Source organism: Novosphingobium sp. GV079, assembly GCF_003058045.1.
Taxonomy (GTDB): Bacteria; Pseudomonadota; Alphaproteobacteria; order Sphingomonadales; family Sphingomonadaceae; genus Novosphingobium; species Novosphingobium capsulatum.
The window spans coordinates 219264-244393 of sequence record NZ_QBUE01000006.1 but is presented as its reverse complement, the minus strand read 5'-3'; the positions used below and the strand labels follow the sequence as shown (position 1 = coordinate 244393).

At 65.1% G+C, this 25130-nt stretch carries 21 protein-coding genes and 1 tRNA gene; 16 read left to right on the top strand and 6 right to left on the bottom strand.

The features are described 5' to 3' along the window. Positions 1-30: 30 nt before the first annotated feature. Positions 31-678, top strand: a complete 648-nt coding sequence (locus tag C8K14_RS10820; RefSeq protein WP_107716658.1) for a YceI family protein — start codon at positions 31-33, stop codon at positions 676-678. A 58-nt stretch (positions 679-736) separates the two neighbouring features. Here C8K14_RS10820 and C8K14_RS10815 read toward each other — a convergent pair whose 3' ends face one another. The 3 genes from C8K14_RS10815 to pdeM all read right to left on the bottom strand — a co-directional run bounded on the left by C8K14_RS10815 (position 737) and on the right by pdeM (position 4044). Beyond that, positions 737-2458, bottom strand: a complete 1722-nt coding sequence (locus C8K14_RS10815; protein WP_107716657.1) for a hypothetical protein — start codon at positions 2456-2458, stop codon at positions 737-739. Positions 2459-2650: 192 nt separating this feature from the next. After that, positions 2651-3175 carry a translation initiation factor IF-3 gene (gene infC, locus C8K14_RS10810; protein ID WP_022677304.1) on the bottom strand — a complete coding sequence of 175 codons (525 nt, stop codon included), beginning with the start codon at positions 3173-3175 and terminating at the stop codon, positions 2651-2653. Positions 3176-3318: 143 nt separating this feature from the next. Then, entirely contained in the window at positions 3319-4044 is a 726-nt protein-coding gene (pdeM, locus tag C8K14_RS10805) for a ligase-associated DNA damage response endonuclease PdeM (protein ID WP_107716656.1), read from the bottom strand. A 74-nt stretch (positions 4045-4118) separates the two neighbouring features. Between pdeM and hemF the strand changes: the two genes are divergently transcribed. The 5 genes from hemF to C8K14_RS10780 all read left to right on the top strand — a co-directional run bounded on the left by hemF (position 4119) and on the right by C8K14_RS10780 (position 9825). Further along, positions 4119-4982 (top strand): oxygen-dependent coproporphyrinogen oxidase, encoded by an 864-nt coding sequence (gene hemF / locus C8K14_RS10800; RefSeq protein WP_107716705.1) that lies wholly within the window; start codon positions 4119-4121, stop codon positions 4980-4982. A 4-nt stretch (positions 4983-4986) separates the two neighbouring features. Beyond that, complete coding sequence (locus tag C8K14_RS10795) at positions 4987-5616, top strand: GNAT family N-acetyltransferase (RefSeq protein ID WP_107716655.1); 630 nt, start codon at positions 4987-4989, stop codon at positions 5614-5616. A 187-nt stretch (positions 5617-5803) separates the two neighbouring features. Continuing rightward, positions 5804-6517: a Pycsar system effector family protein gene (locus C8K14_RS10790; protein ID WP_107716654.1), complete on the top strand. Its 714-nt coding sequence runs from the start codon at positions 5804-5806 to the stop codon at positions 6515-6517. After that, positions 6514-7467: an adenylate/guanylate cyclase domain-containing protein gene (locus tag C8K14_RS10785; protein ID WP_107716653.1), complete on the top strand. Its 954-nt coding sequence runs from the start codon at positions 6514-6516 to the stop codon at positions 7465-7467. The genes C8K14_RS10790 and C8K14_RS10785 overlap by 4 nt, the downstream gene beginning before the upstream one ends. 267 nt (positions 7468-7734) lie before the next feature. Further along, complete coding sequence (locus tag C8K14_RS10780) at positions 7735-9825, top strand: bifunctional (p)ppGpp synthetase/guanosine-3',5'-bis(diphosphate) 3'-pyrophosphohydrolase (protein WP_022677299.1); 2091 nt, start codon at positions 7735-7737, stop codon at positions 9823-9825. 7 nt (positions 9826-9832) lie between these two features. Here C8K14_RS10780 and C8K14_RS10775 read toward each other — a convergent pair whose 3' ends face one another. Further along, a complete protein-coding gene (locus C8K14_RS10775) occupies positions 9833-10774 on the bottom strand; it encodes a peptidylprolyl isomerase (protein WP_107716652.1) in 942 nt (313 codons plus the stop codon). Between the two features lie 75 nt (positions 10775-10849). Here C8K14_RS10775 and C8K14_RS10770 point away from each other — a divergent pair. The 9 genes from C8K14_RS10770 (at position 10850) to C8K14_RS10725 (ending at position 22460) form a co-directional block, all read left to right on the top strand. Then, a tRNA-Ser gene (locus tag C8K14_RS10770) sits at positions 10850-10940 on the top strand. Between the two features lie 174 nt (positions 10941-11114). Further along, on the top strand, positions 11115-12374 hold the full coding sequence (locus tag C8K14_RS10765; protein WP_107716651.1) for a site-specific integrase: 1260 nt from the start codon (positions 11115-11117) through the stop codon (positions 12372-12374). A 464-nt stretch (positions 12375-12838) separates the two neighbouring features. Then, complete coding sequence (locus tag C8K14_RS10755) at positions 12839-13738, top strand: LysR family transcriptional regulator (protein WP_022677295.1); 900 nt, start codon at positions 12839-12841, stop codon at positions 13736-13738. Between the two features lie 425 nt (positions 13739-14163). Continuing rightward, positions 14164-16299, top strand: a complete 2136-nt coding sequence (locus C8K14_RS10750; protein ID WP_158271894.1) for a TonB-dependent receptor — start codon at positions 14164-14166, stop codon at positions 16297-16299. A gap of 17 nt (positions 16300-16316) precedes the next feature. Continuing rightward, positions 16317-17849, top strand: coding sequence for a dienelactone hydrolase family protein (locus C8K14_RS10745; RefSeq protein ID WP_107716649.1), 1533 nt, complete (start codon positions 16317-16319; stop codon positions 17847-17849). A 5-nt stretch (positions 17850-17854) separates the two neighbouring features. Continuing rightward, positions 17855-19153, top strand: a complete 1299-nt coding sequence (locus C8K14_RS10740; RefSeq protein ID WP_133726795.1) for an alpha/beta hydrolase — start codon at positions 17855-17857, stop codon at positions 19151-19153. Further along, complete coding sequence (locus tag C8K14_RS10735; protein ID WP_233251030.1) at positions 19150-20232, top strand: hypothetical protein; 1083 nt, start codon at positions 19150-19152, stop codon at positions 20230-20232. The genes C8K14_RS10740 and C8K14_RS10735 overlap by 4 nt, the downstream gene beginning before the upstream one ends. Position 20233: 1 nt before the next feature. Beyond that, positions 20234-21415, top strand: a complete 1182-nt coding sequence (locus tag C8K14_RS10730; RefSeq protein ID WP_062785910.1) for a cytochrome P450 — start codon at positions 20234-20236, stop codon at positions 21413-21415. A gap of 43 nt (positions 21416-21458) precedes the next feature. Further along, entirely contained in the window at positions 21459-22460 is a 1002-nt protein-coding gene (locus C8K14_RS10725; protein ID WP_054130452.1) for a LacI family DNA-binding transcriptional regulator, read from the top strand. A 127-nt stretch (positions 22461-22587) separates the two neighbouring features. Here the strand turns inward: C8K14_RS10725 and C8K14_RS23035 are convergent, their stop codons facing one another. Then, positions 22588-22698, bottom strand: a complete 111-nt coding sequence (locus tag C8K14_RS23035) for a PepSY domain-containing protein (RefSeq protein ID WP_082349689.1) — start codon at positions 22696-22698, stop codon at positions 22588-22590. Between C8K14_RS23035 and C8K14_RS23030 the strand changes: the two genes are divergently transcribed. Further along, the gene (locus C8K14_RS23030) at positions 22684-22941 is read left to right on the top strand and encodes a hypothetical protein (RefSeq protein ID WP_133726794.1); all 258 of its coding nucleotides are present in this window, start codon (positions 22684-22686) and stop codon (positions 22939-22941) included. The genes C8K14_RS23035 and C8K14_RS23030 overlap by 15 nt on opposite strands. 21 nt (positions 22942-22962) lie before the next feature. Here the strand turns inward: C8K14_RS23030 and C8K14_RS10715 are convergent, their stop codons facing one another. Continuing rightward, a complete protein-coding gene (locus tag C8K14_RS10715) occupies positions 22963-25053 on the bottom strand; it encodes a TonB-dependent receptor (protein ID WP_107716647.1) in 2091 nt (696 codons plus the stop codon). Positions 25054-25130 lie beyond the last annotated feature (77 nt).

Genomic DNA, 25130 nt, shown 5'->3' with positions numbered 1-25130 from the left:
CATCCACCCCCGCTGGGAGAAGCATGTGCCATGACGTGCCGCAATCGCATTGCCCTTGTCCTGGCCCTTGCCAGTTCCGCCGCAGTGTTGCCCGGCAGCCTGGCACTGGCCCAAGCACCTGCCGCCGCCGTGGCTGCCCCGGCCTTGCCGGCCATGCTGCAAAGCCTGCCAGCCGGGCGCTATGTCGTCGACCCGGCGCAGACGGTGGCGCGGTTCAAAGTGCGCTATCTCGGCGTCAACCACGTGGAGGGCACCGTGCCCGGCGCCAGTGGCACGATCATGCTCGACCCGGCCAATCTCGCGACCATGGCGCTGGACGTGGTGATGCCGGCCACGGCCATCGCCACGCAAGACGGCACGTTTGACGATGAGCTCAAGGGTCCCGGCCTGTTCGACGTGGCGCACTATCCCACGATCCGCTTTCTGGGCCGCAGGCTGGTGCCGACCGGCCCGAACGCCGCGCGGATCGAGGGGGAAGTGACGATGCACGGCGTCACCCGCCCCTTGCTGCTCGATGCGACCTTTGCCGATCCGGCAGGTGCCGCGCCCGGTGCGGGCCTCGCGGTCAATGCTTCGGGCGTGGTGCACCGCTCCGAATTCGGGATGACCAAATTTGCCCCGTTCGTGAGTGACGACGTGCGCATCACGATCACCGCCGTGCTCAACCGCGCCGGCTAGACCCTGCTAGCCCTGCGCGCAGCGCCGGTGGGCGGCTGCGGCAGGGCAAGCAAGGCGGTCAACCCGGGTGGCCGCCCTCGTGGTGGGCGTGCGCGGCCATGGCGCGTTCCTGTTCGGCCTGATGCTGCGCGGCCATTTGCGCCTGGTGCTGGGCCTGTGCCTGGGCACGCTGTGCCTGCATCTGCTGGGCCCGGGCCATGGCTTCCTCGCGATGCTGCGCCGCTTGGGCCTGCGCCCGTTCGCGCGCCTGGGCTTGGGCCTGGCGTTGCTGGGCCATTTCCTGCGCGCGCTGCTGCTGCATCTGGCGCTGCTGTGCCTGCTGCTGCATGGCGCGTTGCTGCGCCTGGGCGCGTTCGGCCTGCATGGCCTGCGCGCGCTGGGCTTGCTCTTGCGCCCGTTGCGCCTGGGCTTGGGCACGCTGGGCCTGCGCCGCGGCCTGATGCTGCGCGGCCATCTGCTGTTCCTGCGCGCGGCGGGCCTGCTGCTGTTGCATCATCTGCGCGCGCTGGTTGGCCGCGCGGGCTTGGGCCTGTTGCTGGGCCTGCTGCATTGCCATGCGCTGCATCTGGGCATGTTGCATCGCAGCCTGCTGCATCGAGGCATGTTGCATGGCCGCTTGCTGCGCGCGCTGTTGCGCCATCTGCATCTGGGCGCGCTGCATCGCGGCCTGCTGCGACTGCTGTTGCGCACGTTGCTGTGCAAAGAACTGCTGCTGCTGGCGCTGCTGCATGAACTGCTGCTGCTGCTGTTGCTGCATCGTTGCCTGCTGGCGTGCGCGCTGGAACGCGGCCTGCTGGGCCATGGCCTGTTGCTGCTGGGCAAAAGCCGCCTGCTGGCGCTGCTGCTCTTGCCGCTGGCGATCGTTGCCGAACCAGTTGGAGAACCAGCCAGACGGGCGCTGCTGCGGAGGAGGTGGGGGCGGACTATAGACCACCGGGCGCGGCGGGGGAGACATGAAGCCCACCTGCTGCCACGCGGCAAACTGCTGTGCTTCCATCGCGCGGCGCTGCGCTTCCTCTTGCCACTGCGCGCGCTCCTGCGCCTCGTGTTCCTGGTGATAGGCCTGCCATTCGGCCTGCTGCGCCATGTCTTGCGACCACTGCGCCTGCTGCGCGGCGATTTCGGCGCGGCGCGCGGCCCAGTTGGCGGCAATCACGCCGCGATGCTCGCGCTCTTGCGACAGCTGCGCCAGATAGGCAGCGCGATCATAATAGCGCGAGGCATAATCGACGCGGGTTTCATAGTCGTCTGGCGGCAGCAGATCGCCACGATCGTCATAGACGGCAACCAGCTGCGGCCCCGAATAGGCATAGCTGTATTGCGGATCGCGCACGAGATAGGGCGTGTCGGAATCCGCCTGATAGTAATAATAGCGGTAGCCGCCATCGACCGGCTCGGCATAGCGGCGATCGCCCAGGCTGGTTTGCCACACCCAGGGATTCACCCCGCCATCGTCATAGGAATAATCGGGCGGGGCATCGCCGATCGCGCGGGTCACCCCTTCGGCCCGATCGAGATAGGCATAGGCATCGCGCTGGTTGGCAACGCGTGCCACGCGCACCCGATTCTGGATCGGCAGGGCCTGTGCCGCCGGGGCCGGAGCCATGGCCGTGGCCGCGCCGGCCTGCAGCGGTACTGCCGCGGGCAGGGCGGGCAGGCCATTGCTCGCCTGGGCCGACGGATCAGCGTCGGGCGTGGAGGAGGAATGGTTGCAGGCAGCAACGCCCAGGGCCAACGCGCTGGCTGCGGCGATGCTTATCGTCTTGCGAAATGTCAGCATGGCGTGTCACTTTCGTTGCGCGTCCCGGCATGACCATGGGCGGCGCTGCCTGAACCGGCGGTGGCGGCCCCGTTCATCGCCGCCTAACGCACGCCTGCCTGTCATGATCCGCAACAAAACCCGTATTGCGCCCACGAAAAAGGGCGCACCCGGCGGGCGCGCCCTTTTTCATCAAGCCAAAGCTGGAACGGTTCAGCCCTTGGGGGCGAGCACCATCAGCATCTGGCGGCCTTCCATGCGGGGGAAGGCTTCGATCTTGGCGATTTCGGCCACATCTTCCTGCACGCGCTTGAGCAGGTTCATGCCCAGCTGCTGGTGCGAAAGCTCGCGGCCACGGAAACGCAGCGTCACCTTCACCTTGTCGCCATCCTCGATGAAGCGATGCACGTTGCGCATCTTCACGTCATAGTCGTGATCATCGATATTCGGACGCATCTTGATCTCCTTGATCTCCTGCGTCTTCTGGCTCTTGCGGGCAAGGTTGGCCTTTTTCTGCGCCTCGTAGCGGAACTTGCCCACGTCGAGGAACTTGCACACCGGCGGATCGGCGTTGGGCGAGACTTCAACCAGGTCCAAGCCGACTTCGGCTGCCTGGTCGATCGCTTCACGCGTGTACATCACGCCAAGATTCTCGCCGTTTTCATCGATCACGCGCACCTTGGGCACGTTGATCATCTGGTTGAAGCGAGGGCCGCTCTTGACGGGGGGCGCCAACATGCGCCGGGGTGGGGGAGCTATAGTGCTATCTCCTGATGTGGATCCGGGTGCGAGTCATGGAAAGGACTCAAGGCGCGCTCATATCACAACAGCGCCGCAGATAAAGAGCCTTCGGGCATATCTGGGCGGCCGGGCGCCTGCTTTCAAGCCGCAGCGGCCTGCCATAGTGGGAAATGGGCCACACGCGCCGCCGTGGGCACCAGCGCGGTAATGCTGCGTGCCGGTTGCATCGCCTTGAGCAGCGCGGGATGCGCGGCATCAAGGCCCCCGGTCAACGCGCCGAACGCGGGCAGGATCAGCTTGCGCTCGCTCATCACCGCGCAGGGCCGGCTGACCGTGCGGCCACGCGCCGCCACGCGCAGGCGCGGGTGAAAGTGACCGGAAAGCTCTGGCCCGGCTTCCTGCCCTTGCGCCTCGTGCCGCAGCATTACGCCGCGCACCATCACCTCGCGCAGCATCGTGCCGCCGATCAGGTCATCGGCCGGGGCCCCATCTTTTCCAACATGACCGTCTTTCTCATCATGGTTGCCGGTGATCCACACCCAGTCCACCGCGCGCACCAGCGCCGCCAGCCGCTCTGCCGCGCCAGGGTCCAGCCGCGCCGGCCCATGGGCATCGTGGAAATTGTCGCCCAGGCAGAACACCCGCCGCGCCCCGGTATGCCGCACCAGCGTGGCCAGCCGATCGAGCGTCTCGCGGCTGTCATAAGGGGGCAGCATCTGCCCGGTGCGGGCAAACCAGCTGGCCTTTTCCAGGTGAAGATCGGCCACCAGCAGGGCCTGCTCCTCGGGCCAGGCCAGCGCCCGCGCCGGGCCGAGCAGCCATTCCTGGCCGGCAAACTGGAAGGGGGCGAACGAAAGGGGAACCATGCCTTCCCCTTGCCGCAGCCCCGCCGATTTGGCAAGCGGTTGGCTTGGGCGCTGGCTGGCCCATGGGAGATGGCATGACCGACTGGACACCCCACACCGCACGCGCCCGCGCCTGGTTCGAAACCCTGCGCGACCAGATCTGTGCCGCATTCGAAAGCATCGAGCGCGAGGCCGGCAGCGACGCCCGCTTTACCTATACCCCGTGGAACCGCGAGCACGAGGGCGAGCCGGTGGAAAACGGCGGCGGCGGCGTGCAGGGCCTGATGAAAGGCAAGGTGTTCGAAAAGGTCGGCGTCAACGTCTCCACCGTGCAGGGCGCGTTCAGCCCGGAATTTGCCCGCACCATCAACGGCGCCGATCCCGATAATCCCGGCTTTACCGCCACCGGCATCAGCCTGGTGGCGCACATGGCCAATCCGCATGTGCCCGCCGTGCACATGAACACTCGCTTCCTCACCACGCGCAAGGCCTGGTTCGGCGGTGGCGGCGATCTCAATCCGCCGCTGCCCTATGAACAGGATACCGCCGATTTCCACGCCCGCTTCCAGGCGGCCTGCGACGCGCACGATCCGGCCTATTACCCGCGCTTCAAGGCCTGGGCCGATGACTATTTCTATATCCCCCACCGCAAGGTGCATCGCGGCGTGGGCGGCATCTTCTACGATCACCTCGAATGCGCCGACGACGCTGGGTTCGACGCCAACCTGGCCTTTACCCAGGCGGTGGGCGAAGCATTCCTCGACGTCTATCCGCGCCTGGTGCGGCGGCGGATGAACCAGGATTTCACCGCGGCAGACGAACTGCAGATGCTGGAATGGCGTGGTCGCTATGCCGAATTCAACCTGGTGCACGATCGCGGCACGCTGTTCGGCCTCAAGACCGGCGGCAATATCGATGCCATCCTGATGAGCCTGCCGCCCCGCGCGGTGTGGAGCTGACACCATGGCTATTGCCGAGACAGGCGCCCCGCTCAGCAGCGGGTTTCACGCCCTGGCGCCGGGCGACCTGGCGGCGGTGGTCACCGCGCTCGAAATGCGCAGCCCGCCGCCCAGCCTCAAACGCCTGGTGCCCGAGGCCGACGTGCCGCTGCAACTGGTGCGCTGGAAAGCGCCAGACCCCGCCAAGTACCGCCTGCTCTATCGCCGCGTCGGCGCCAAATGGCTGTGGTGGTCGCGCCTGGCGCTGGACGACGCGGCGCTCACCGCGATCGTCCACGATCCCCAGGTAGAAGTCTATGCCGTGGCCGACCGCGCCGGCGTGGAAGTGGGCATGCTGGAACTGGATTTCCGCCAGGCCGGCGAAGCGGAAATCGCCTTCTTCGGCCTGATCCCCGGCGCCACCGGCAAAGGCTTCGGCAAATGGCTGATGCGCCGCGCCCTGCAAAAGACCTGGAGCCACGACGGCGTGGCGCGCGTGTGGGTGCACACCTGCACGCTGGACGGCCACCAGGCGCTGCCGTTCTACATGGGGCAGGGCTTTGTGCCTTATGCGCGCTTCGTGGAAGTGTTTCCGGACCCGCGCGGGGTGGGGTTGTTGGGGGATGAGGCAGCGCAGGTGCCAGTTTTGGGATGAGGGGGGAGCGAGGGTGCGGCATGTTTCGACCAAATCAAGTCGTTCCATTCGGGAGCGTGAACGTCGCCTCCCGACTGAACCGGTCATTCCAATCTACCGCCATGACCTACCTGCTACGAACATGTAAGAATCGTCTATATTCCGCGCGGATTGTCGGAGCGGGAATCTGCTATGAAATCGCAGAAACATGACGATCATTGCCGACATGTTGGCATCTGGCCAACATATCGGCCATCATAGCGACGCCCCTGTGGGCAAGCCGCTTGGGCTGAAGCGCGCTGTTCGTCCAATCATTGTTTCGGCGACGTTCATTGCTTACGCTTCGAACATTATGGGGACGACGAATCACGACGAAGCTTACGACAAACTGCTGACTGCGCTGTTGGGTCGAGTGCTGGACATGCTGCGTTTCGCCGAAGCGAAGAGCGCCGCGCTGTTGGCGTTCGCCTCCGCATGGATCGTCGGCATCGTGAACCTTCTTTCATCGGGCAAGCCGACCCCGCCGGGCTACCATTACGTCGCCCTTGCAGCGCTGCCTTTGTTCATCATCGCGGCAACCGTGGCGATAACGTCGCTATTGCCTAAGCTTCAGACTTCGACGTTCACCGGCGACCCGAAGGGCCACTTTCAAAACCTGCTGTTCTTCGGCGACATAGCCGACATAACCGTTGACGGGTTCAAGAACGATATTCGTGCGGCCTATCGCCAAACGGGCGACGCGCCGACCGAAGCCTATTTGAGCGACCTTGAAGCGCAAATTGCCATCAACAGCAAAGTCACGAAGCGGAAGCATCGCATGTTCAACGTCGGGGCCGTGGCGGCGTTGATCGCGATTGCGCTATTTTCCGTGCCCACAGTGGGGGCCGTGCTGAATGCTATAGGGTGCTGGATCAGCCGATGACGAAAATGTCCGACCTCCGCGACGAACTGTCCGATGAAGTGGGCACGATCCTAGCGAAAGACTTTACCGTCACCGCGACGACAACGAAGACCGTGCCGCATTCCAGCGACGGCGCTATCACCTTCCCGAACTTGGACGCAAAAACGCAAGCCTGTAAGCTGATTGATACGTGCGTTCTCTACATCGACATTCGACGTTCAACCGAACTTAGCATCACGCACAAGCCGCAAACGGTTGCGAAGCTATATTCGGCCTTTGTCCGCGCGATGACGAAGTGCGCCCGTCACTACGGTGGGCATGTACGTGGCATTATCGGCGACCGCGTTATGGTCATCTTCGATTGCGACGATTGCTTCGCTAACGCGGTGAACTGCGCCATTCTTATGAACTCCGCTGCGAAATATGTCATCAACAAGCACTTTACGCGCAACGAAGTTCAATGCGGCATTGGCATCGACACGGGCAAGATGCTCGTGACGAAGACAGGCTTTCGGAGACGCGGCGTCGAACAGCATAACTACAAGAACCTTGTATGGCTTGGTCGTCCGGCCAACGTTGCGTCGAAATTGACCGACATTGCGAACAAGGGCAGCGAGGGTTTGTCGATAGATACGATGAAAGTCGCCTACGGACGAACCATTTTTGACGAATGGCAGTGGATCAAAGAGTATCCCGCAAACTTCGTGAAGAACTTGGAGGTTAGTGGCGGTACGATCACGCACAAGAACCCGAACTATCTTAGCCATATTCATACGTCTGAATATCTGACGACTCGCGAAGCTACGAAGCCGATTTTAATGACTGCGCCAGTTTACAACGGCTTCAAGGCCGAGCGACCCAATGACAATTCGGTCAAGAACGGATGGTTCAAGAAAGTGGCCGTCGAAGTGCCGGGCTATACTGGCGATGTTTACGGCGGCGACGTGCATTTCACCGCGTTCAACGAGTGATGGCGGCCCTATCTTCCGTCATCATCAAACGGTCACGGCGACCGAGCGTCGGCTCACGGCAATTGCCGACGTTCGCTCCATCCAGCCGAACCGACGGCTTCGTCCCAGTCGAAGTCAGTCCAAGACCACGATCGCGACGCGATACATATACGACCCCATTGAGCAATGCCCGGCTGTCCTGGCCCACCCCCGATCACACCCACCCCCAAAATTCCCCAGCCTTTCCCCTTGCCCTAGGCCGCATTTTTCCCCCATTTAGGGCGGGTAATGCTCCGCCAATATGAACTTGTCGAACGTGTGCTGGCCTATGCTCCCCAGGCGGACGAGGCCATGCTCAACCGTGCCTATGTCTATACCGTGCAGAAGCACGGGACGCAGAAGCGTGCCAGCGGGGATCCCTATTTCTCCCACCCGGTGGAGGTGGCGGGCCTGATGACCGAGCTCAAGCTCGATCAGGAAACCATCGTTACCGCGCTGCTCCACGATACGGTGGAGGATACGCTGGCCACGGTGGACGAGATCGAGCGCCTGTTCGGGCCCGATGTGGCGCGGCTGGTCGATGGGGTGACCAAGCTTTCCAAGATCGAGACGATGACGGAAAGCGAGCGCGCGGCCGAAAACCTGCGCAAGTTCCTCCTCGCCATGAGCGAGGATCTGCGCGTGCTGCTGGTCAAGCTGGCCGACCGGCTGCACAATATGCGCACCTTGCATTTCATCAAGAGCGAGGACAAGCGCCGCCGCATCGCGCGCGAGACGATGGAAATCTATGCCCCGCTTGCCCAGCGCGTGGGCATGTATGAATATATGCGGGAAATGCAGCTGCTGGCGTTCGAGCAGCTGGAGCCCGAGGCCTATGCCACGATCACCGGCCGCCTGGCTGCCATCCGCAGCGAGGGTGGGGGCGAGGTGGGGGACATTGCCCTGTCGATCAAGCAGGCCCTGGCCGAGGCAGGCCTGCGCGTGGAAGTGGCCGGCCGCGAAAAGCATCCCTATTCGATCTGGAAGAAGATGGCCGAGCGGCACGTGTCGTTCGAACAGATTTCCGACATCATGGCATTTCGCGTGCTGGTTGACGACGTGGGCGATTGCTACAAGGCGCTCGGCGTGCTGCACCAGACCTGGCAAATGATCCCCGGGCGGTTCAAGGACTATATCTCCACGCCCAAGATCAACGGCTATAAAAGCCTGCATACCTCGCTGATCTACAACAATGCGCGCCGGGTGGAGGTGCAGCTCAAGACGCGCGAGATGCACCACCGCAACGAATATGGCCTGGCCGCGCACTGGGCCTACAAGCAGGGTGGGGAGCCTGATGGCCAGGTCGGCTGGCTGCGCGACCTTGTCGAAATCCTTGACGCCAGCCACGATCCTGACGAACTGCTGGAAAACACCAAGATGGCGATCTACCAGGATCGCATCTTTGCCTTCACTCCCAAGGGCGCGCTGTTCCAGCTGCCCAAGGGCGCCACGCCGATCGACTTTGCCTTTGCCGTGCACACCAATCTGGGCGGGCAGGCGGTGGGCGCCAAGATCAACGGCCGCCACGTGCCGCTGCGCACGCCGCTGGGCAATGGCGACGTGGTGGAAATCATCAAGAGCCGCAATTCCGAGCCGCAACTGTCGTGGCTGGGCTTTGCCGTGACGGGCAAGGCCCGCGCCGCCATCCGCCGCGCCGTGCGGCAAAAGGAACGCGCCGAAGTGGCCCTGATCGGCCGCAAGCTCTATGAGGAAATCACCGAACGGCTGCCCACCCAAGTGGGCAAGAAAGCCCTGGCCGATGCGATCAAGCGCCTGAAATTCAACAGTGAGGAAGACCTCATGGTGGCGATCGGCTCGGCCAAGCTGGACGATCGCCAGGTGATGGAAGCGCTGGTGCCCGGCAGTACCGCCAACTTGCCCAACCCAGAGGATTGGCCGCGCCAGCAGCGTGCCATCGCCGTGCGCGGGTTGACGCCGGGCATGGCCTTCAAGCTGGCCGAATGCTGCCACCCGGTGCCCGGCGATCGCATCGTTGGCCTGCGCCGCCCGGGCAAGGGCGTGGAAGTGCACGCGATCGATTGCGAGAAACTGGCCGATGGTGTGGACGCCGACTGGATCGACCTGTCGTGGGACAAGCGCACCGATGGTGCGGTAGGCCGCTTGCGCGCCGAGCTGTATAACCGCCCTGGTACACTGGCCGAAATGGCGGGGATATTTGCCAAAAACCACGCCAACGTGGTCAACCTGGAAATGACCCAGCGCGAAAACCCGTTCCACACCTATCTGGTCGATCTGGAAGTGCGCGATCTGGCGCACCTCACCCGCATCGTCAGCGCGCTGCGCGCCAGCGACGCGGTGGCCCAGGCCGACCGAATTTAGTGGCGCGTCACGGCTTCTGGCGGATGGGCACCGGCACGTTGCAGATGTCCACCCCGCCGGCCGGGCGCACGTAGAACGGATCGCGCCGGTTGGCGCGCGCATCGGCATAGCGGGCAAAGCTGGCGCTGGCGGTGGACAGATACTGCCACGTCGGCAGGCCCGGCACCGCATCACCCAGCCGCACGCGCTGGATCGGCGTGCGCTCGGCGGCCTGGCGATAGAACCCCATGTCTCCCTTGCCGCGCGGCAGGCTGGATAGCCATTCCATCCCGGCAATCACCCGGCCGACCACCGCGATGTTGCGATCAAGCTGGCGCGGCGCATCGCCGATCACGGCATAAAGCTCCGCCCCGCTGCCGGCGTCGGGCGGCATGTCGCGCCCCACGCCCACCGTGCCATAGCAGTGCACCGGCCAGGTCTCCGGCGCCTCACCCTGGCCCATGGCGATCGGCCAGCCGTGATAGAACCGGGCCTGGGCGGCATAGATGCCATCGGCAATGCGCGGCCCCTCCAGCGCCGGCGCGGCGCCAGCGGTAAGGGTATAGGCGCCTTGCGACACGCTCAGCAGCGACGGGGGCAGGGGCCGCGCCTTGGCCTTGTCCTCCGCATCGGGATCGCCCCATTGCACGACATAGCCATCCTGCACGCGGGTGATCGCCGTGCCATCCCACCAGTGCGCGGTGGCGAGCTTGCGGATATTGCCCACCCAACCTTGCGACCAGGGCGCGGGCAGCAACTGGATCACCACCTGCCGCGCGGCGCCGTCGGCCGCCGGCGCCAGGTCCATCACCAGCAGATCCGCAGGCGCGATCGCCACCCAATCGGCCGCCGGCGCCGCGCCGACGATCTCGGTCGGGCTGGGCGGCACCGGGGGCGCAGGTGGCTGCGCCTGTGCATAACTTGCAGCCGAAATGGCCAGGATCAGCGAGGCAGCGGGGCGGATCAACATTTTGCCGTTGTGATCACCAAACCGCCCTTGCGCAACCCCACACGGGCGGCTAGGGGGGCGCCTTCCAGTGCATGCGGAGCGGTGGCCGAGTGGTCGAAGGCGCTCGCCTGGAAAGTGAGTATACGTCAAAAGCGTATCGAGGGTTCGAATCCCTCCCGCTCCGCCATATGCCCCCTCCGGCAGCACGCTGGGCTACCGTAAAATACGATCCAAAGTACGGAAAAATAGGCGTTTTTTCTGAAGTCCTTATTTTTGCTGGGCGAGCCGTTGAAGCGCGAAGTGTGGGCTAGCGCAGGGACGGCCGGTTTGAAACCGGGCCCTCCGGTGATAGATTCCGGGCATGGGAAAGCTCACCAACTCCATGGTCAACGCGCTCCACGAACCTGGTCGCTATGCTGATGGCGAAGGGTTGTATCTGCGCATCTCGCCGGCCGGTGGCAGGAGATGGGTGCTGCGGATTCAGATCCATCACACACGCAACGATATTACTATCGGCGACGCTCGCCACATTTCACTGAAGAACGCGCGCCTCGAAGCGGCCGCTCTGCGTGCACAAGTTGCAAAGGGCGGCGATCCCGCTGAGGAGCGGCGCAAGGCCAAGAAAAAGATCCCCCGGTTCGAGGAGGCAGCCCGGCGGGCCCATGCCGAGATGTGCAAGGGCTGGAAAAACGGCAAGCACCAGCAGCAGTGGATCAAGGCCCTGGAACTCTATGCCTTTCCCAAGCTGGGCAAGCGCACGGTCGACAAGATCGATGGGCCGATGATCCGCGATGTCCTGGCTGAAATCTGGCTGGATATTCCCGAAACCGCGCGCCGCGTGCGGCAGCGGATCGGTGCGGTGCTGGACTGGTGCTATGCCAAGGGGCTGCGCGACAGCGAAGCGCCGATGCGCTCGCTCGCGCGCGGCTTGCCCCGCCAGCCCAAGCGCAAGGGGCATTTTGCCGCGCTCCCCCATTTCGAGGTCCCGGCCTTTCTGGATACCCTGCGCGCCAAGCCGATGAGTGCCGGCACGCTGGCACTGGAACTGTTGATCCTCACTGCGGTCCGTTCGGGCGAGGTCCGGCATGCGCTGTGGTCGGAAGTGGATGATGACCTGACGATCTGGACCATACCGGCCGAGCGCATGAAGATGGGGGTCGAGCATATCGTCCCGCTATCGCGCCAGGCGGCCGATGTGCTGCGGCGTGCCAGGCAATTGTCGATCGACGACAATCCATACATCTTTCCTGGCCCGATTTCGGGTGGGGCTCTGACGGACATGGCGTTGCTCGAACTGGTGCGCGGCATGGACGTGCCTGTGACGGTCCATGGCTTTCGCTCGAGTTTTCGCGATTGGGTCGCCGACGAAACCGACACGGCCGATGAAGTGGCTGAAGCTTGCCTTGCGCATTCCATCGGCAACAAGACCAAGGCAGCCTACCTGCGCACGGACTTCTTCCGCAAGCGGCGTGCGCTGATGCAACTCTGGGCGGACCACTGCCTGCCGCTGGACCGTATCGTGGCCCTGCCGGCGCAGCCTGTCGCGACGATCCAGCAGACGCCCGTGCCTGTCCGCAATGCGGCGACGCTCCCACCATTGCGGCGGCATGCCTATCGTTGACGCTGTGTCGGATCTGCCATCGCCGGATGCGGTCGAGAGTGGTGGTTGGTGGGCGGCGCCGTGTCTGCGGTGGTGAATTGCTGGGAGAGGGAAGGGGGATTTGGGGGGCTGAAGCCCCCCGGGAGCCAGGGCATGGCGGTCCGCCCTGTTTGCCTGGATGGCCGTGGCGCCCGTGTCTTCGGCAAGCTTGGCGGCGGCATCGCGTGATCCGGCATAAGGTGAAAGCCACTGAGGCCGCACCCTCGCTGAACCGGCGGACGATGGCGGCACCGATGCCACGGCTGCCGCCAAGCACGAGAACATTCTTTCCGATAAAGTCGTTCATGTCAGTCTCCTCTGGATGGGAGCAGCGGGACCGGCCCTGAAGAGGCAGGCCGTCGCGCTGTCTGGACGGGAAGATGCCGATCGGGCAGCGTTCGCACCAGCTATCCAATTCTGGTTTTGAACGACGGGAAATCCGAACAATGATGAAGCTCGACGGCATTACAGCCTTCGTCGCCACGGTTGACCAAACCTCGATCAGTGCCGCAGCGCGACGCCTTGGACTGGCAAAATCGGTGGTCAGCGAGAGGCTGGCAGAGTTGGAGAGGGCGCTGGGGGCAACGTTGCTCCAGCGTTCCACCCGGCGCCTGACATTGACCAGCGCGGGCGAAGCGTTCTTGCCGCGTGCGCAACGCATCCTGCGCGAAATGGAGGAAGCCGCAGCAGAGATCGACGCGAGGAGCGGCAAGCTGGCCGGGCCGCTGCGCATATCGGCGCCCGTGGGCTTTGGCATTCTTCACCTGGGGCCGGCGATTGCCCGCTTCCTGCAGGAGCACCCGGGGATCGAGATGTCTCTCGACCTGGACGATCGCTTTGTCGATGCGGCGACCGGCGGGTTCGATGCCGTCCTGCGACACGGCGCCATCGGCGATGGCCGCCTGATCGCGCGACGGCTGGCGACCAGTCGACGCCTTCTGGTGGCTGCGCCTTCCTATCTTGCGGAGCATGGCAAGCCCACTTCGCTGACGGAGCTGGAAGGTCACACGGCCATTCTTTACGCCAACAGGTCAGGTGACTGGCGCTTCGCTGCGGGGTCTGGCTGGACTGTCGTGCGGCCGCGAGCGGCGCTGCGGGTCAACAACGGGATCGTGATGCGCGATGCCGTCTTGGCCGGCCTTGGGCTTGCCATGTTGCCGACATTCTTCCTGCACCAGGAAATCAAGACCGGGGCCCTGATCGAAGTGGACATAGGCTGGCCTGCGGAAGGCGCGGAACTTTTCCTGACATATCCGCGCGATCATGGTGCCGCGAGCAAGATACGCGCGTTCGGGGACAGTCTGCGCCGTAGCTTTGGCGATCCGCCCTACTGGGAGCAGCCCTGATTGCGCATCGGTTATTCCGTTTGCGTGAGGCCCATCGGCAAGACCCGGCGCGGTGGAGTCGCCCCTTCAGGCTTTCTGCATGTAAACGCTTACTCCGAAATTTGCCGAGTGCGACGTCATTTAATCCACGGACGGTGTCGGCTGGGGCTGATGTTGGTTACGTTGGCAATTTGGCTGGCGTGATACGCTGTTTGCCCCATTTCGAGCGGACATACCGATCTTGATGGGGTCGGTTCCGAACGGTCCCTCATGAATGAAAGCGCTTGCATAAAAGGCGGGAACGGGGCTATGCGGTGCTTCAGGGCGCGCAAGGCCTGTGCGGACCCAGATGCAAAATCAGAATGCGGGCCAGCTTCATGCGCCGGGCAGTGTCCGATATCGGGAGAGGGGTATCCAATATGAGGTATAAGCACTGGATCGCAGGCGTGTTGCTTGCTGGAACGTCGGCTCCTGCATTTGCGCAGGCCGAAGGCAGTGGTGCGGCCGCCGACGAAGGCGCGGCTGCCCCCGGCATCGTGGTGACCGCCGAGCGCCGCAGCCAGAGCGCGCTTTCCACGCCGATTTCCGTCGTGGCGCTCAATGCCGACATGCTGAAGGCCCGTGGCGTGAGCGATATCAACAGCTTGCAATCGCAGGTTCCGTCGCTGAGCTTTGCTGACTACGGCAACGTCAAGTTCGTCAACATTCGGGGTGTCGGCATTTCCGAAGGGGCGCCGAACCAGTCGGTTGGCGTGGCGATCCATTGGGATGGCACCTATGTCGCCCGCGAATTCGTCTACGGGGACTCGTTCTTCGATGTTGCCAGCGTGGAAGTGTTGCGCGGCCCGCAGGGCACTTACACGGGCCAGAATGCCAGCGGCGGCGCGATCTACATCAGTTCGGTGCGGCCCGATTTCAACGGAACCAGCGGCTTTGGTAGCGTCACGTTGGGCAATATCGGCCGCAAGCAGGTCGAGGCAGGCGTCACCACGCAGTTGAGCGACAAGCTGGCCGTCCGCCTGTCGGGCCAGGTCGAGCGGCGCGGTTCGGCGTTCACCAACCTGGGGCCGACCGGGGCGGCGCAGCCCGTGCGCTATGGCAACCAGCCGGGCAACCTCAGCCGTTTCCTGGGCCGCGCCCAACTGCTCTACAAGCCGATCGATGACCTGGACCTGCTGCTGATCCACCAATACAGCGACCGGCGGACCGATGGCCTGCCCACGCAGAGCTTTGCCCAGGCCCCGGTGGGCAATCGCACGATCGCCTATGACACCGACCAGGCGCTCAACACCATGTACAACCGCACCACGGCGGTGCTCAACTACAGCGGTATCGATGCGTTCAAGGTGCGCGTGCTGGGCACCTATCAAACGACCGACCAGCTCTCGGTGCGCGACAACGATTATTCCACCGCTGCCACCGGAACGTCGAGCAAGATCACCATTCACGATCGCTATTACACTGGCGAAATCGATCTGATCTCTCCCGACAATCGCCCGTTCACCTGGACGGCCGGCGCGACCATGCTCAATTATCGCCAGCCGGCCTTTACCGTGCCGAACATCGCCAAGGGCGCGCCATACGAGCAGAGCCTGACTATCTTCACCGATGCACGGCGGCGCAACGAGGCCGTCTTTGCCGAAGTCGGCTACAAGCTGGGCAATGGCTTGGAAATCAAGGCCGGCGGCCGCTACAGCTGGGACCACGTGGGCTTCATCGACAGCTACATTGCCCCGGCCGGCCCTTCGGGCTTCCGCATCCCCCTCAATCCCGGCATTCGCGACTTTTCCGAGTTCACCGGCCGCGTCGCGCTCAACTGGCAGATCGATCCCAGGCTGTTCATCTATGGCACGATCAGCAAGGGCTACAAGCCGGGAGGGACGACGCCGTTTGGCATCAACTACGATGCCGAGCGCGTCATCAACTATGAAACCGGCGTCAAGGGACGCCTGTTCGATGATCACCTGACCGCTTCGGTCAGCGGCTTCTACATGACATACCAGAATTTCCAGGCGACCTACGCGGCCGACATCAACAATCCCGCGACCGCGATCACCCGCAACGTCAACGGCACCAGGATCAAGGGTGTCGAAGGGCAGTTCGACCTGAAGGTGGGGGGCTTTGCGGCCGATGCGTCCTTCTCGGTGCTGGATGCAAAATATGGCCAGTTCGAGATTGTCCAGCCTGCGGGCCTGTTCGGCAATGGGCTGCCGGCACAGCCCGAACTGATCAACCTTGCCGGGCGCACCATTCCCTTTGCTGCCAAGTTTTCGGGCGCGGCGGGCGTGTCCTACGTCTTCGCCCTGGGCAAGGGCTCGCTGACCCCGTCGGCCCGCATCAGCTACCAGGGCGCACAATGGGTCAACTTCTTCCAGGCGCCCTATAACCGTCTCCCCGCCCGGACGCTGGTTGGCGCGCGCCTCACCTACAAGGCGTCCGACAACTGGTCGCTGGCAGCCTATGTCGATAACCTGCTGGACAACAATTACATTGCCAGTGTCGACCAGGTTACCGACGGCATCGGGTCCTATATCCTGGGGCAACCGCGCGAGTTTGGCGCAACACTGTCGTTCCGGTTCTGATCGTGAAAGTCCCCTCCATGAACAGCGTTTTGCGCAAACCCGGTCCGCTTCGTCTCCTCGCGGCGGGCCTGCTGCTTGCGGGAGCGAACGACGCGGTGCTGGCGCAGTCGGCGGTGCCGGGTGCGGCTGCGGCCGCCAATTCAACCGCGGTCGTGCGGCGCTTGCCGCTGTTCGTGGGGGGCACCACGCTGCAAAGTTGGATGCGGATCGATCCCGCGCTGTTCGACTTCCCCGGCCTTGGCACGGTCCTGACCGGAAAGGGCGGTCTTGCCGCAGGGGAAGCCGCCGCGCGCGCGCAGATCGAAAGCGGCCGGTACCAGGTCTTGCACCTTCAACCGGATCACCTAGTGGACGGCAAGGGCCAACTGGAAGCCACGCGCAACGCCGCGGATCGGCTGGCCCGGGCGGCGCAGGGGGCGGGGCTGAAGGTGGTCCTTGCACGGCCGCTCGGCCTTGCGGCCGGCGCGTCGCGCGATGACGAGGCGTTGGCGCAGTGGATGCAGGATGCCGCCCTGGCACGCGGGTATCGCTATGCGGATTACAACCACATCGATTTCCATCCCGAGATCAAGGTGGATTCGCCGGCACGGCTCGCGCTGGTCAGCAACACCGTACGCGGCGCGCTCGACGCGGCGTTTCGCGCGGTGCCCGGGTTGAGCGACGAGGCCGTCCTTCAGCGTGAACGCGAACACCTCAACGGCCTGCCCGACGAGCCAGGCAGCGGCCCTTATCCCGCGATCCGCGCGATCGAGCCCGCCTTGCCCGGCGCCGTGCTCTACCGCCCGGCAAATCTGGCTCTTTTCGAGCAGGCCCGGCTGCCGGTGCTCATCTTCGGCAACGGCGGCTGCATGGCCGATGCCAGCAACGCGCGCCGGCTGCTGACCGAAATTGCCTCGCACGGCTATGTCGTGATCGTGCCCGGTGCCATGCTGGAGGGCCCGGGCGGCTTGCGCAACTATCCGCAAGGCGCCGTCCTGGCGCCCGATCGCCCCGGCCAAGGCGTAAGCCCGGCAGACATGACCCGCGCCCTCGATTGGGCCAGCGCCGATGCCGCCGGCAATGGCGGCTGGGCCCGCTATGTCGACAAGGCACGGATCGGGGTTGCCGGTTGGTCGTGCGGCGGCTTGCTTGCGCTGAGCCTCTCGACCGATCTGCGCATCCGCGCCACGATCGTGTTCGATTCCGGGCTTTTCCCAGCGGGTGGTGCCGGCATGCCGGGCCTGGCGGTGGACAAGAGCCTGCTGGACCGGTTGCATGCGCCGATATTGTACATGTTGGGTGGCATGACCGACGTGGCCTATACCAATGGCACCGATGATTTCGCCCGGATCCGTTCGGTTCCCGCGGTGCTCGTGAGCCGCGACGTCGGGCATTCGGGCACGTTTTTCGAACCGCGCGGCGGGCTTTGGGCCATCGTTGCCCGGCACTGGCTCGATTGGCAGCTCAAGGGCGAGCGTGCCGCCAGCGCGGCGTTTGTCGGCGCGGATTGTCGGCTGTGCCGCGATCCCGACTGGACCGTTAGCCGCAACCTCCGGGTGGTGGCGCCATGAAAGCCATGGCCACCCTTGCCATGGCCATGGTCATGGCGCCGACCTCCGGTGTCGCCCCGGCCCAACCGGTACCGTCCACCGACCCGGTTCCTGCCGACGTGCAGGTGCTTTCGGGCACTCTGCCTGGCGGCGGGCGGTGGCACGCGATGGTTTCCGGGCATTGGAACGGTACGTTGCTCGTCTGGGGGCGGGGGTACGAACCGCAGGCGGCGTTGCCGGATCCGGCGCCCGCCGGGTTGCGTGACACGCTGCTGGCGCGGGGCTACGCGCTTTTGGCATCGGATTATGCGTCGGGCGGATGGTCGCTGGCGCAGGCCGTACCGGCGCAGCGCGCTGCCATTGCTGCCTTTGCCGCCCAGCATGGGGCCCCGCGTCGCACCATCGCCTGGGGGGCGTCGATGGGCAGCCTCGTCACCATTGCCTTGGCCGAGCAGCCCCGCGGCGGACCCGATCGTATCGATGGCGCGGTGGCGCTGTGCCCGTCCATCGGCGGCGCTGTCGGCATGATGAACATGGCTCTGGATGGCGCCTTTGCCTTTCGCACCTTGCAGGCGCCGGGCGACGGCATCGTGTTGACGGGCGTTGCCGACGATGCGGCCAACGGCATGCGGGTGCGCGATGCGGTCAAGGCCGCCATGGCGACACCGCAGGGGCGGGCGCGGCTGGCGCTGGCCGGTGTGCTGGGCGGCATGCCCGGATGGACCGCGCCCGATCAGCCGGAACCGCGCGCCGACGATGCCGATGCCCAGGCTGCCAACATCGCGGCGACCTTTGCGATGGCGGTGTTCCCGCCGCGCCACGACCAGGAAACCCGCGCCGGTGGGGCGTTTTCCTGGAACACGCAGGTGTCCTATCCCCGTCAACTGGCGCTTTCGGGGCGCCGTGCATTCGTGGCCAAGCTCTACGCGCAGGCCGGCCTGAACCTCGATGCGGATCTGGCCCGCCTCGATGCGGCGCCGCGCATCCCGGCCAAGCCGGCAGCGGTGGCTTACATGATGCAGCACTACACACCCGACGCGCGCCCACGCGTGCCGGTCGTCTCGCTCCAGGCCGAGGGGGACGGCATCACGTCGCCGTCCTTGCAGCAGGCCTATGTCGACGCGGCCAGGCCTGCGATGGTCAAGGGCCTGTGGTATCGCGGTGCCGGCCATTGCCGGTTCCCGCCCGAGGCGCTTCTGGGCGCGCTGTCGACCTTGGAGGCGCGGCTCGACCGCGCGCGCTGGGTTGTGCCGAAAGGCCCGTTCGTTGCCCATCGCCCGGCACCGATGCTCCGCCCGTGCCTGCGAGGAAAACCCTGCCGATGACCAGGCCTGCTCAATCTGCGCCCACCTCCGCGACCGGCGGCATGCCGATGGAACTGCTGCTGCTGGGCTATCTCCTGTCCTATCTGCCCAGCATCATGCTGACGCGGTATCTCGCGACAACGTCGATCGTGGCCCTGGGACGTCCGCTCACCGGCCTCGAACTCCTGCCCGGCTCGCTGATGCTCAACCTGGTGATGACTTATGCCTTCATCTGGCTGTCTGGCTGGCATCGGCAGGCCAACCGCCTGGCAATCGGTCGTTGGAGCGTGCCGTTTCCCCGCCGTGCGACGTTCCTTTCGGGGCTGGCGACCTCGCTGGTGCTGTTTACCGTGCCGTTGTCGCTGACGTTCAAGGGCGTCAGCATCCCGTTCATCCAGCTGATCATGCGCGGTGACATTCTGATCCTGGCCCCGCTGGTCGACGTGCTGTTCGGGCGCCGCGTGCGGTGGTGGAGCTGGCTGGCCCTGGCCATGGTTGCATTCGCCCTGGTGATCACCCTGACCGATCGGGGTGGGCTGCGGCTGCCTCCTCTCGCGGTGCTGACCGTGGTGCTTTACACGCTTGGCTATTTCCTGCGCCTGGTGGTGATGACGCGGGTGGGCAAGACCGGCGATCCACAAACGGTCAGGGCCTATTTCGTCGAAGAAAAGATCATCGCGCTGCCCATGTCACTGGTGGCCCTGGCGGCCATTTCCACGCTCGGCCTGGGTGGACAGGCCGATGAACTGGCGCGTGGGTTCATCGGCATCTGGCGCCTGGGCGTGATCTGGCCGCTGGTGGGCATGGGCGTGACGCTCACCGCCGTGTCCATCCTGTCGATTCTCATCCTGCTGGACCCGCGCGAGAATTCCTACTGCGTCCCGCTGGAGCGGGCGGCCAGCCTGATCGCGGGTGTCGTGGCGGCGCTGCTGCTCGCTTGGATCTGGGGCATGGCGGTGCCACGCCCTGCAGAATTGGCCGGTGCGGCGATCCTGATTGCCGCGATCGCCCTGCTTTCGCTCGCCCCCCGCCTTTCCGCCCGTGCCGCGCACGGCGTCATGCCTGCGCGCGCCATGGCCAGCCCTGACAAGGACCACTGAGATGACCGCAATCCCGTCGGACTTCGATCCCGAGGCGCCCGAGGATTTCGACAGCGCCCATCGCGAATATGCCCGGCTGCGCCGGGAATGTCCGGTGGCCCATACGGACGGGCTTGGAGGTTTCTGGGCGCTCAGCCGCTATGAGGATGTGCGCCGCGTTGCCAGTGATTGGGCTTCGTTCTCCACCGAAACGCAGAACGTGATCCCGAAGGTGGCGTTCACCGGCCGGCGCCCGCCATTGCACCTCGATCCGCCCGAACACACGCCTTTCCGCCAGGCGCTCAATCCCTTGCTGTCGCAGGACAAGGTGCGTCGCCTCGAAGCCGATACCCGGCGCTTTGCACGCGAAATGCTGGCGCCGATGGTGGAGCGCGGCGGTGGCGACATCTGCACCGATTTTTCCTCGTTCTTGCCGGTGCGGGTGTTCGGCCTGTGGATGCGCATGCCGCCCCAATGGCTCGATACGCTGCATGATGACGGGCGTGCTTTCGTTCTGGCCGTACATCGCAACGAGCCGGAGCTGATGAAGGCCACCAGCCTGCGCCTTTACGACATGGCGCGTGATCTGGTGCGGCTGCGGCGCGAGGCGCCCGAAGACCCTGCGATCGACCCGACGAGCGCCCTGCTTGCCGCTGTCCACGGCGGGCAATCCTTGCCAGAAGACCTGCTGATCGGGGCCGTGCGCCAGGTCTTGGTGGTCGGCATCGTAGCCCCGATGGTGCTGGTCGGAAGCATGGCGGTGCACCTGGCACGCGACCAGGAATTGCAGGCGCAGTTGCGCGCAGACCCGGCGCTGGTCCCCGCCGCCGTCGAGGAATTCCTGCGGCTCTACACACCCTATCGCGGGTTTGCCCGTACCGCCGTCAACGACACGGTGGTGGGTGCGCGCGCGATCAAGGCCAACGATGCCATCGCGCTGCTCTACTGCTCCGCCAATCGCGACGAGGCGATCTTCCCCGATGGCGACCGCTTCGTGCTTGATCGCCCCAACATTGCCGAGCATCTTGCGTTTGGCCGTGGACCTCACAACTGTCCGGGGCTGCACCTGGGGCGCATGGAACTGTGCGTGGCGCTGGGCGAACTGCTGGCTGCCACGCCGGGTGGTTTTACGCTCGACGGGCCGATCACGTTGAGCCGCTGGCCAGAAATCGGGCCACTGACTGTGCCGTTGCGGTTTGGATGAGAACGCTTGCATCTTTCCGGCAAATTCGGAAAGGGTGGCAACCATGGTCCGTCCTTCCACGCGCAATCCCAAACTCGATGATGTCGCCGCGCGGGCCGGAGTATCAACGGCCACGGTCAGTCGCTTCCTCAACAACCCGGACATCGTGGCTGCCGGCACTGCGGTGCGAATCCGTGCCGCGATCGAGGAAATGCAATACGTACCCAATCTTCTGGCGGGAGGATTGGCGTCGTCGCGCTCCAAGATGGTTGCGGTGCTGATCCCCCATTTGGTGGACTCGTTGTTCGACCGCACGATTGAGACCATGGTGGAGGAATTGAACGCCGGCGGCACCATGGTTATGCTAGCCTTGACCGGGACAGCGGCGGGCCGCACCGAAGCGATGATCCGGGCCGCCATGGGCCGCCAGGTGGACGCGATCGTCTCGACTGCCCCCCTCAGCGCCGAAACCACGGCGCTCATACAGCATTTTCCGGGCCTCTTTGTCCAGATCTGGGATCTTCCGGCGGAACCACCGGGCATCGCGGTCGGTTTTTCCCACGTCGAGATCGGGCATGACCTTGCGCGCTTCATCTATGAACGCGGCTATCGCCGGCCGGCGCTGGTCTCGGCAGAACTGGGCCGGGCCCGCCTGCGCCGCGATGGCTTCGTACAAGGATGGGAAGCGCACAGCGACACGCCGGTCAAGGAAATCGCGGTCGACAGTCCTTCCCGCTTTGGCCACGCCAGACGTGTCTTTGCAGAATTGCGCCGGCAGCCGGAACGCCCCGATGTGGTCGTCTGTGGCTCGGACTCGCTGGCCCAGGGCATCATCGTGGAAGCCAATGCCGCAGGCCTGAAGGTTCCTGATCAGCTTGCTGTCGTCGGTTTCGGCAATGCCAGCGTTGCCAGTGACATGCGCCCGACAATCACGAGCGTCGAAATCGACGGGGCGCAGATTGCGCGCGAGGTCAATGCCGCGGTGCGGAGCCATGTCTCGGGCGTGGCGCCGAAACAGCGTTCGGTGAACGTAGGATTTCGCATCATTGCCCGCGAGAGCGCTTGATTGGATACCCGTCCTGAGGGGGCAAAAGGCGGCAGGTCCCTGGTTGCGGCGCCAGCGCCTAAGCCCAACCGGCCGCGGTGCCGGCCTGCCGCCGGGCACGCGCCTTGCGTTTGGCGCGTTGGCGTGCCTACCAGAACCACACGCCGGTGATCGCGAAGAAGGGCAGGCCAAGGCTGGTGACGAACAGCACGATCTGTCCCGCCCTGCCAAAAAAGGCGCCCCGATGAATCTCGAACATGCTCGCCAGGATCTGCCGGCCCGGCTTGCCACCCGGCTCGCCTTGCCGGGCGATCTCGCCACCACGCCACCGGCGGCGCAGGAGACGCTTGCTGCGGTGCCGGATTGGCGGGCCGCCTCGCTGTTTGCCTCACCCCGACACACCGGCAGAGCGGATCAGCCAACGCCAGGCGTCACAGCGGATGCGCTTCCGGCGGGCCTGCGCGACAGCCTCTATCCAAACGCAACAGGCAGCCAGCCATGATCGCGCTGCCCAACGCCAGCGCTATGTCGGCATGGCCAAAGGGCTGCGATGCTGCCCATCGAGCCGCAATCGATCCCCGCGATAGAGCAGCAGCGCCAGCGCCGCGACGATCAGCGTGCTCAGCCCGAGCAGGGCACCGGTGAGCGCCAGGGTGGCGTGGAATGGCAAGGCCCACACGCCCAGGCGGTTGTGCCAGTCGGCCTCGGCCAGACGCCGCGATCCGCCCAGGCGCAAGTGGAACGCATCGCGCACCACGCGCGGATGGGCGAGCACCCCGGAGACGAGCGAAGACAGCAGGGCCACGCCGGTCAGCCCGACCAGGGACCCGCCCCAGCTTCGCGGCAGATGCAGGTTCACATGCAGGTGCAGCAGGAAATCGCTCCAGCGCGCACTGAGCGGTGCAAGCGTGCCGCCGCCGGCCACGGCCCAGGTCTGGTCGGCGCGATTGCCGCGATAGGCCAGCAGCACCGCGCCGGCCCGCGCCGGGTTCTGGCTCGATCCGCCGGAGCGATAGGCGCGCTGCACGGTGAATGCGGTGGTCAGGTCCGGCGTCCAGTCCATGCTGACCCCGGCCTTGGGCAGGAAGGCGTGGAACGTGCGGGTGTTGGCGGCCATCGGCGCATTGGCATCGTCGACCAAGCCGAGCACCCCGGCGTTGACGGCGGAGACCAGCGGGGCATAGCGCGTGCCCAGGAAATCGGTGGCGGGCAGCGTGCCGGTGAAGGTCGCTTGCGTTTCCGCGGCATAGCGATTGCGCTCGCGATCGAGGCCGAAGCCGCCGATCAGGGTCAGGCGGTCGGGCACGCGCCAGCGCGCGTCGCCAAACAGTGCCATGGTCTCGACCCGCTCCGGCTGCGAAGCGGCATAGGCAACCGGGATGACCGGCAGCACTTGGGCATAGGCAGTGGCGATCGTGGCGGCGCTCGTCGCCCCCACGTAGGGCGTGAGCAGGTTGGTGATCGTGCCGGTGGGCGTGGGCACGTTGATCTGGCTGCGCGCGGTCAGCCCGCCGGTGCGGCGATAGTACCATGCGCCGAGCAGGGCGCTGAGCCGGTCGCCTTCGTAATTGATGCGAAGTTCCTGCGTCAGGGTCTTGAAGCGATAGAGATTGTTGATCGTCGAGAGATTGGCCGCCGTGTTGTCGGAGTCGGCCACCGATTGCACGCGGGAGCGGTTCCACGACGTCGCGCTTGACAGCTTGAGGCCGTCGGCCAGCGGTACGCTCAGCCGGAACAGGGCGATGTCGCTGGCCACCCAGCCGCGATTGGGCTGGTCAGCGGTGGAGGTGCAGTTGTCATAGTAATCGGGCACGTCGGTGCGGGCATATTGGCAGAGATAGCCCCCTTCGCGACGCACGCGGTTGTAGCTGGCCACGGCCTCCACGCCGGGCAGGGCGCTGGGCGTCCATTTCAGTTTGCCGCGAAGGTTGAGCGACTCCATCGCGTCGTCATAGCCGCCGCGCGTGACGTTGCGGATCACGCCGCGGTTGGCGCGGCGCTCGGCCGACAGGCGCAGGCCGAGTTCGTCGGCGATGAGCGGGCCACCGAGCGCGGCGGAAAAGGTGCGGTCGTTGCGATCGGTCCACAGCACGCGCGCGTCGCCGGTCCAGCGATCGAGCGAGGGATCGCGCGTGGTGATGACAATGCCGCCGGCCAGCGCGTTGAGGCCCTGGATGGTCGATTGCGGCCCGCGCAGCACTTCCACCTGCTGCACGTCCCACAAGTCGGTAGGGCCGCCATAGAGCGCCTGGCGCGGGATCGGCGCGCCATCGATATAGACACTGGCGGTATCCGCCTGGCCGCCACCGCCCACGCCCGAATTGGTGATGCCGCGAATGATGAACCCGGCCGAACCATACGTGTCGCTCAGGTTCGCGGTGCGGGCATAGACATCCTGGATCGACAGCAGGGTTTCGCGGGCGATCTTTTCCGGCGTCGTAACGGCGATGCTGGTCGGCGTGTGCTGAAGCGTGCGCGCGGCCTTTTCGCCGGTCACGACGATCTCGCCCGGCGCAATCGTCCGCGGCGCCTCGGCATCTTCGGCGTGCAGGCCAGGAGAAGCGAGGAGCGCGGCGAGGGCACTTCCGGCGAGCAAGGCGTGAAATCGGGTCAAATGCGGAGCCTCCCTGTTACCGGACGGCAACTGGCTTAAACAGTAATGAGAGGCAATCGCATTAGCAGGAGGATTGG

Bases quoted from the DNA above. Each gene is read 5' to 3' on its own strand.
- infC (WP_022677304.1), bottom strand. From the start codon at position 3,175: ATGTTGGCGCCCCCCGTCAAGAGCGGCCCTCGCTTCAACCAGATGATC.
- C8K14_RS10745 (WP_107716649.1), top strand. From the start codon at position 16,317: ATGAACAGCGTTTTGCGCAAACCCGGTCCGCTTCGTCTCCTCGCGGCG.
- C8K14_RS10730 (WP_062785910.1), top strand. From the start codon at position 20,234: ATGACCGCAATCCCGTCGGACTTCGATCCCGAGGCGCCCGAGGATTTC.
- C8K14_RS10735 (WP_233251030.1), top strand. From the start codon at position 19,150: ATGACCAGGCCTGCTCAATCTGCGCCCACCTCCGCGACCGGCGGCATG.
- C8K14_RS23035 (WP_082349689.1), bottom strand. From the start codon at position 22,698: ATGTTCGAGATTCATCGGGGCGCCTTTTTTGGCAGGGCGGGACAGATC.
- C8K14_RS10780 (WP_022677299.1), top strand. From the start codon at position 7,735: ATGCTCCGCCAATATGAACTTGTCGAACGTGTGCTGGCCTATGCTCCC.
- C8K14_RS10795 (WP_107716655.1), top strand. From the start codon at position 4,987: ATGGCTATTGCCGAGACAGGCGCCCCGCTCAGCAGCGGGTTTCACGCC.
- C8K14_RS23030 (WP_133726794.1), top strand. From the start codon at position 22,684: ATGAATCTCGAACATGCTCGCCAGGATCTGCCGGCCCGGCTTGCCACC.
- C8K14_RS10775 (WP_107716652.1), bottom strand. From the start codon at position 10,774: ATGTTGATCCGCCCCGCTGCCTCGCTGATCCTGGCCATTTCGGCTGCA.
- C8K14_RS10740 (WP_133726795.1), top strand. From the start codon at position 17,855: ATGGCCACCCTTGCCATGGCCATGGTCATGGCGCCGACCTCCGGTGTC.
- C8K14_RS10815 (WP_107716657.1), bottom strand. From the start codon at position 2,458: ATGCTGACATTTCGCAAGACGATAAGCATCGCCGCAGCCAGCGCGTTG.
- C8K14_RS10755 (WP_022677295.1), top strand. From the start codon at position 12,839: ATGATGAAGCTCGACGGCATTACAGCCTTCGTCGCCACGGTTGACCAA.
- C8K14_RS10765 (WP_107716651.1), top strand. From the start codon at position 11,115: ATGGGAAAGCTCACCAACTCCATGGTCAACGCGCTCCACGAACCTGGT.
- C8K14_RS10725 (WP_054130452.1), top strand. From the start codon at position 21,459: ATGGTCCGTCCTTCCACGCGCAATCCCAAACTCGATGATGTCGCCGCG.
- C8K14_RS10790 (WP_107716654.1), top strand. From the start codon at position 5,804: ATGACGATCATTGCCGACATGTTGGCATCTGGCCAACATATCGGCCAT.
- C8K14_RS10785 (WP_107716653.1), top strand. From the start codon at position 6,514: ATGACGAAAATGTCCGACCTCCGCGACGAACTGTCCGATGAAGTGGGC.
- C8K14_RS10820 (WP_107716658.1), top strand. From the start codon at position 31: ATGACGTGCCGCAATCGCATTGCCCTTGTCCTGGCCCTTGCCAGTTCC.
- pdeM (WP_107716656.1), bottom strand. From the start codon at position 4,044: ATGGTTCCCCTTTCGTTCGCCCCCTTCCAGTTTGCCGGCCAGGAATGG.
- hemF (WP_107716705.1), top strand. From the start codon at position 4,119: ATGACCGACTGGACACCCCACACCGCACGCGCCCGCGCCTGGTTCGAA.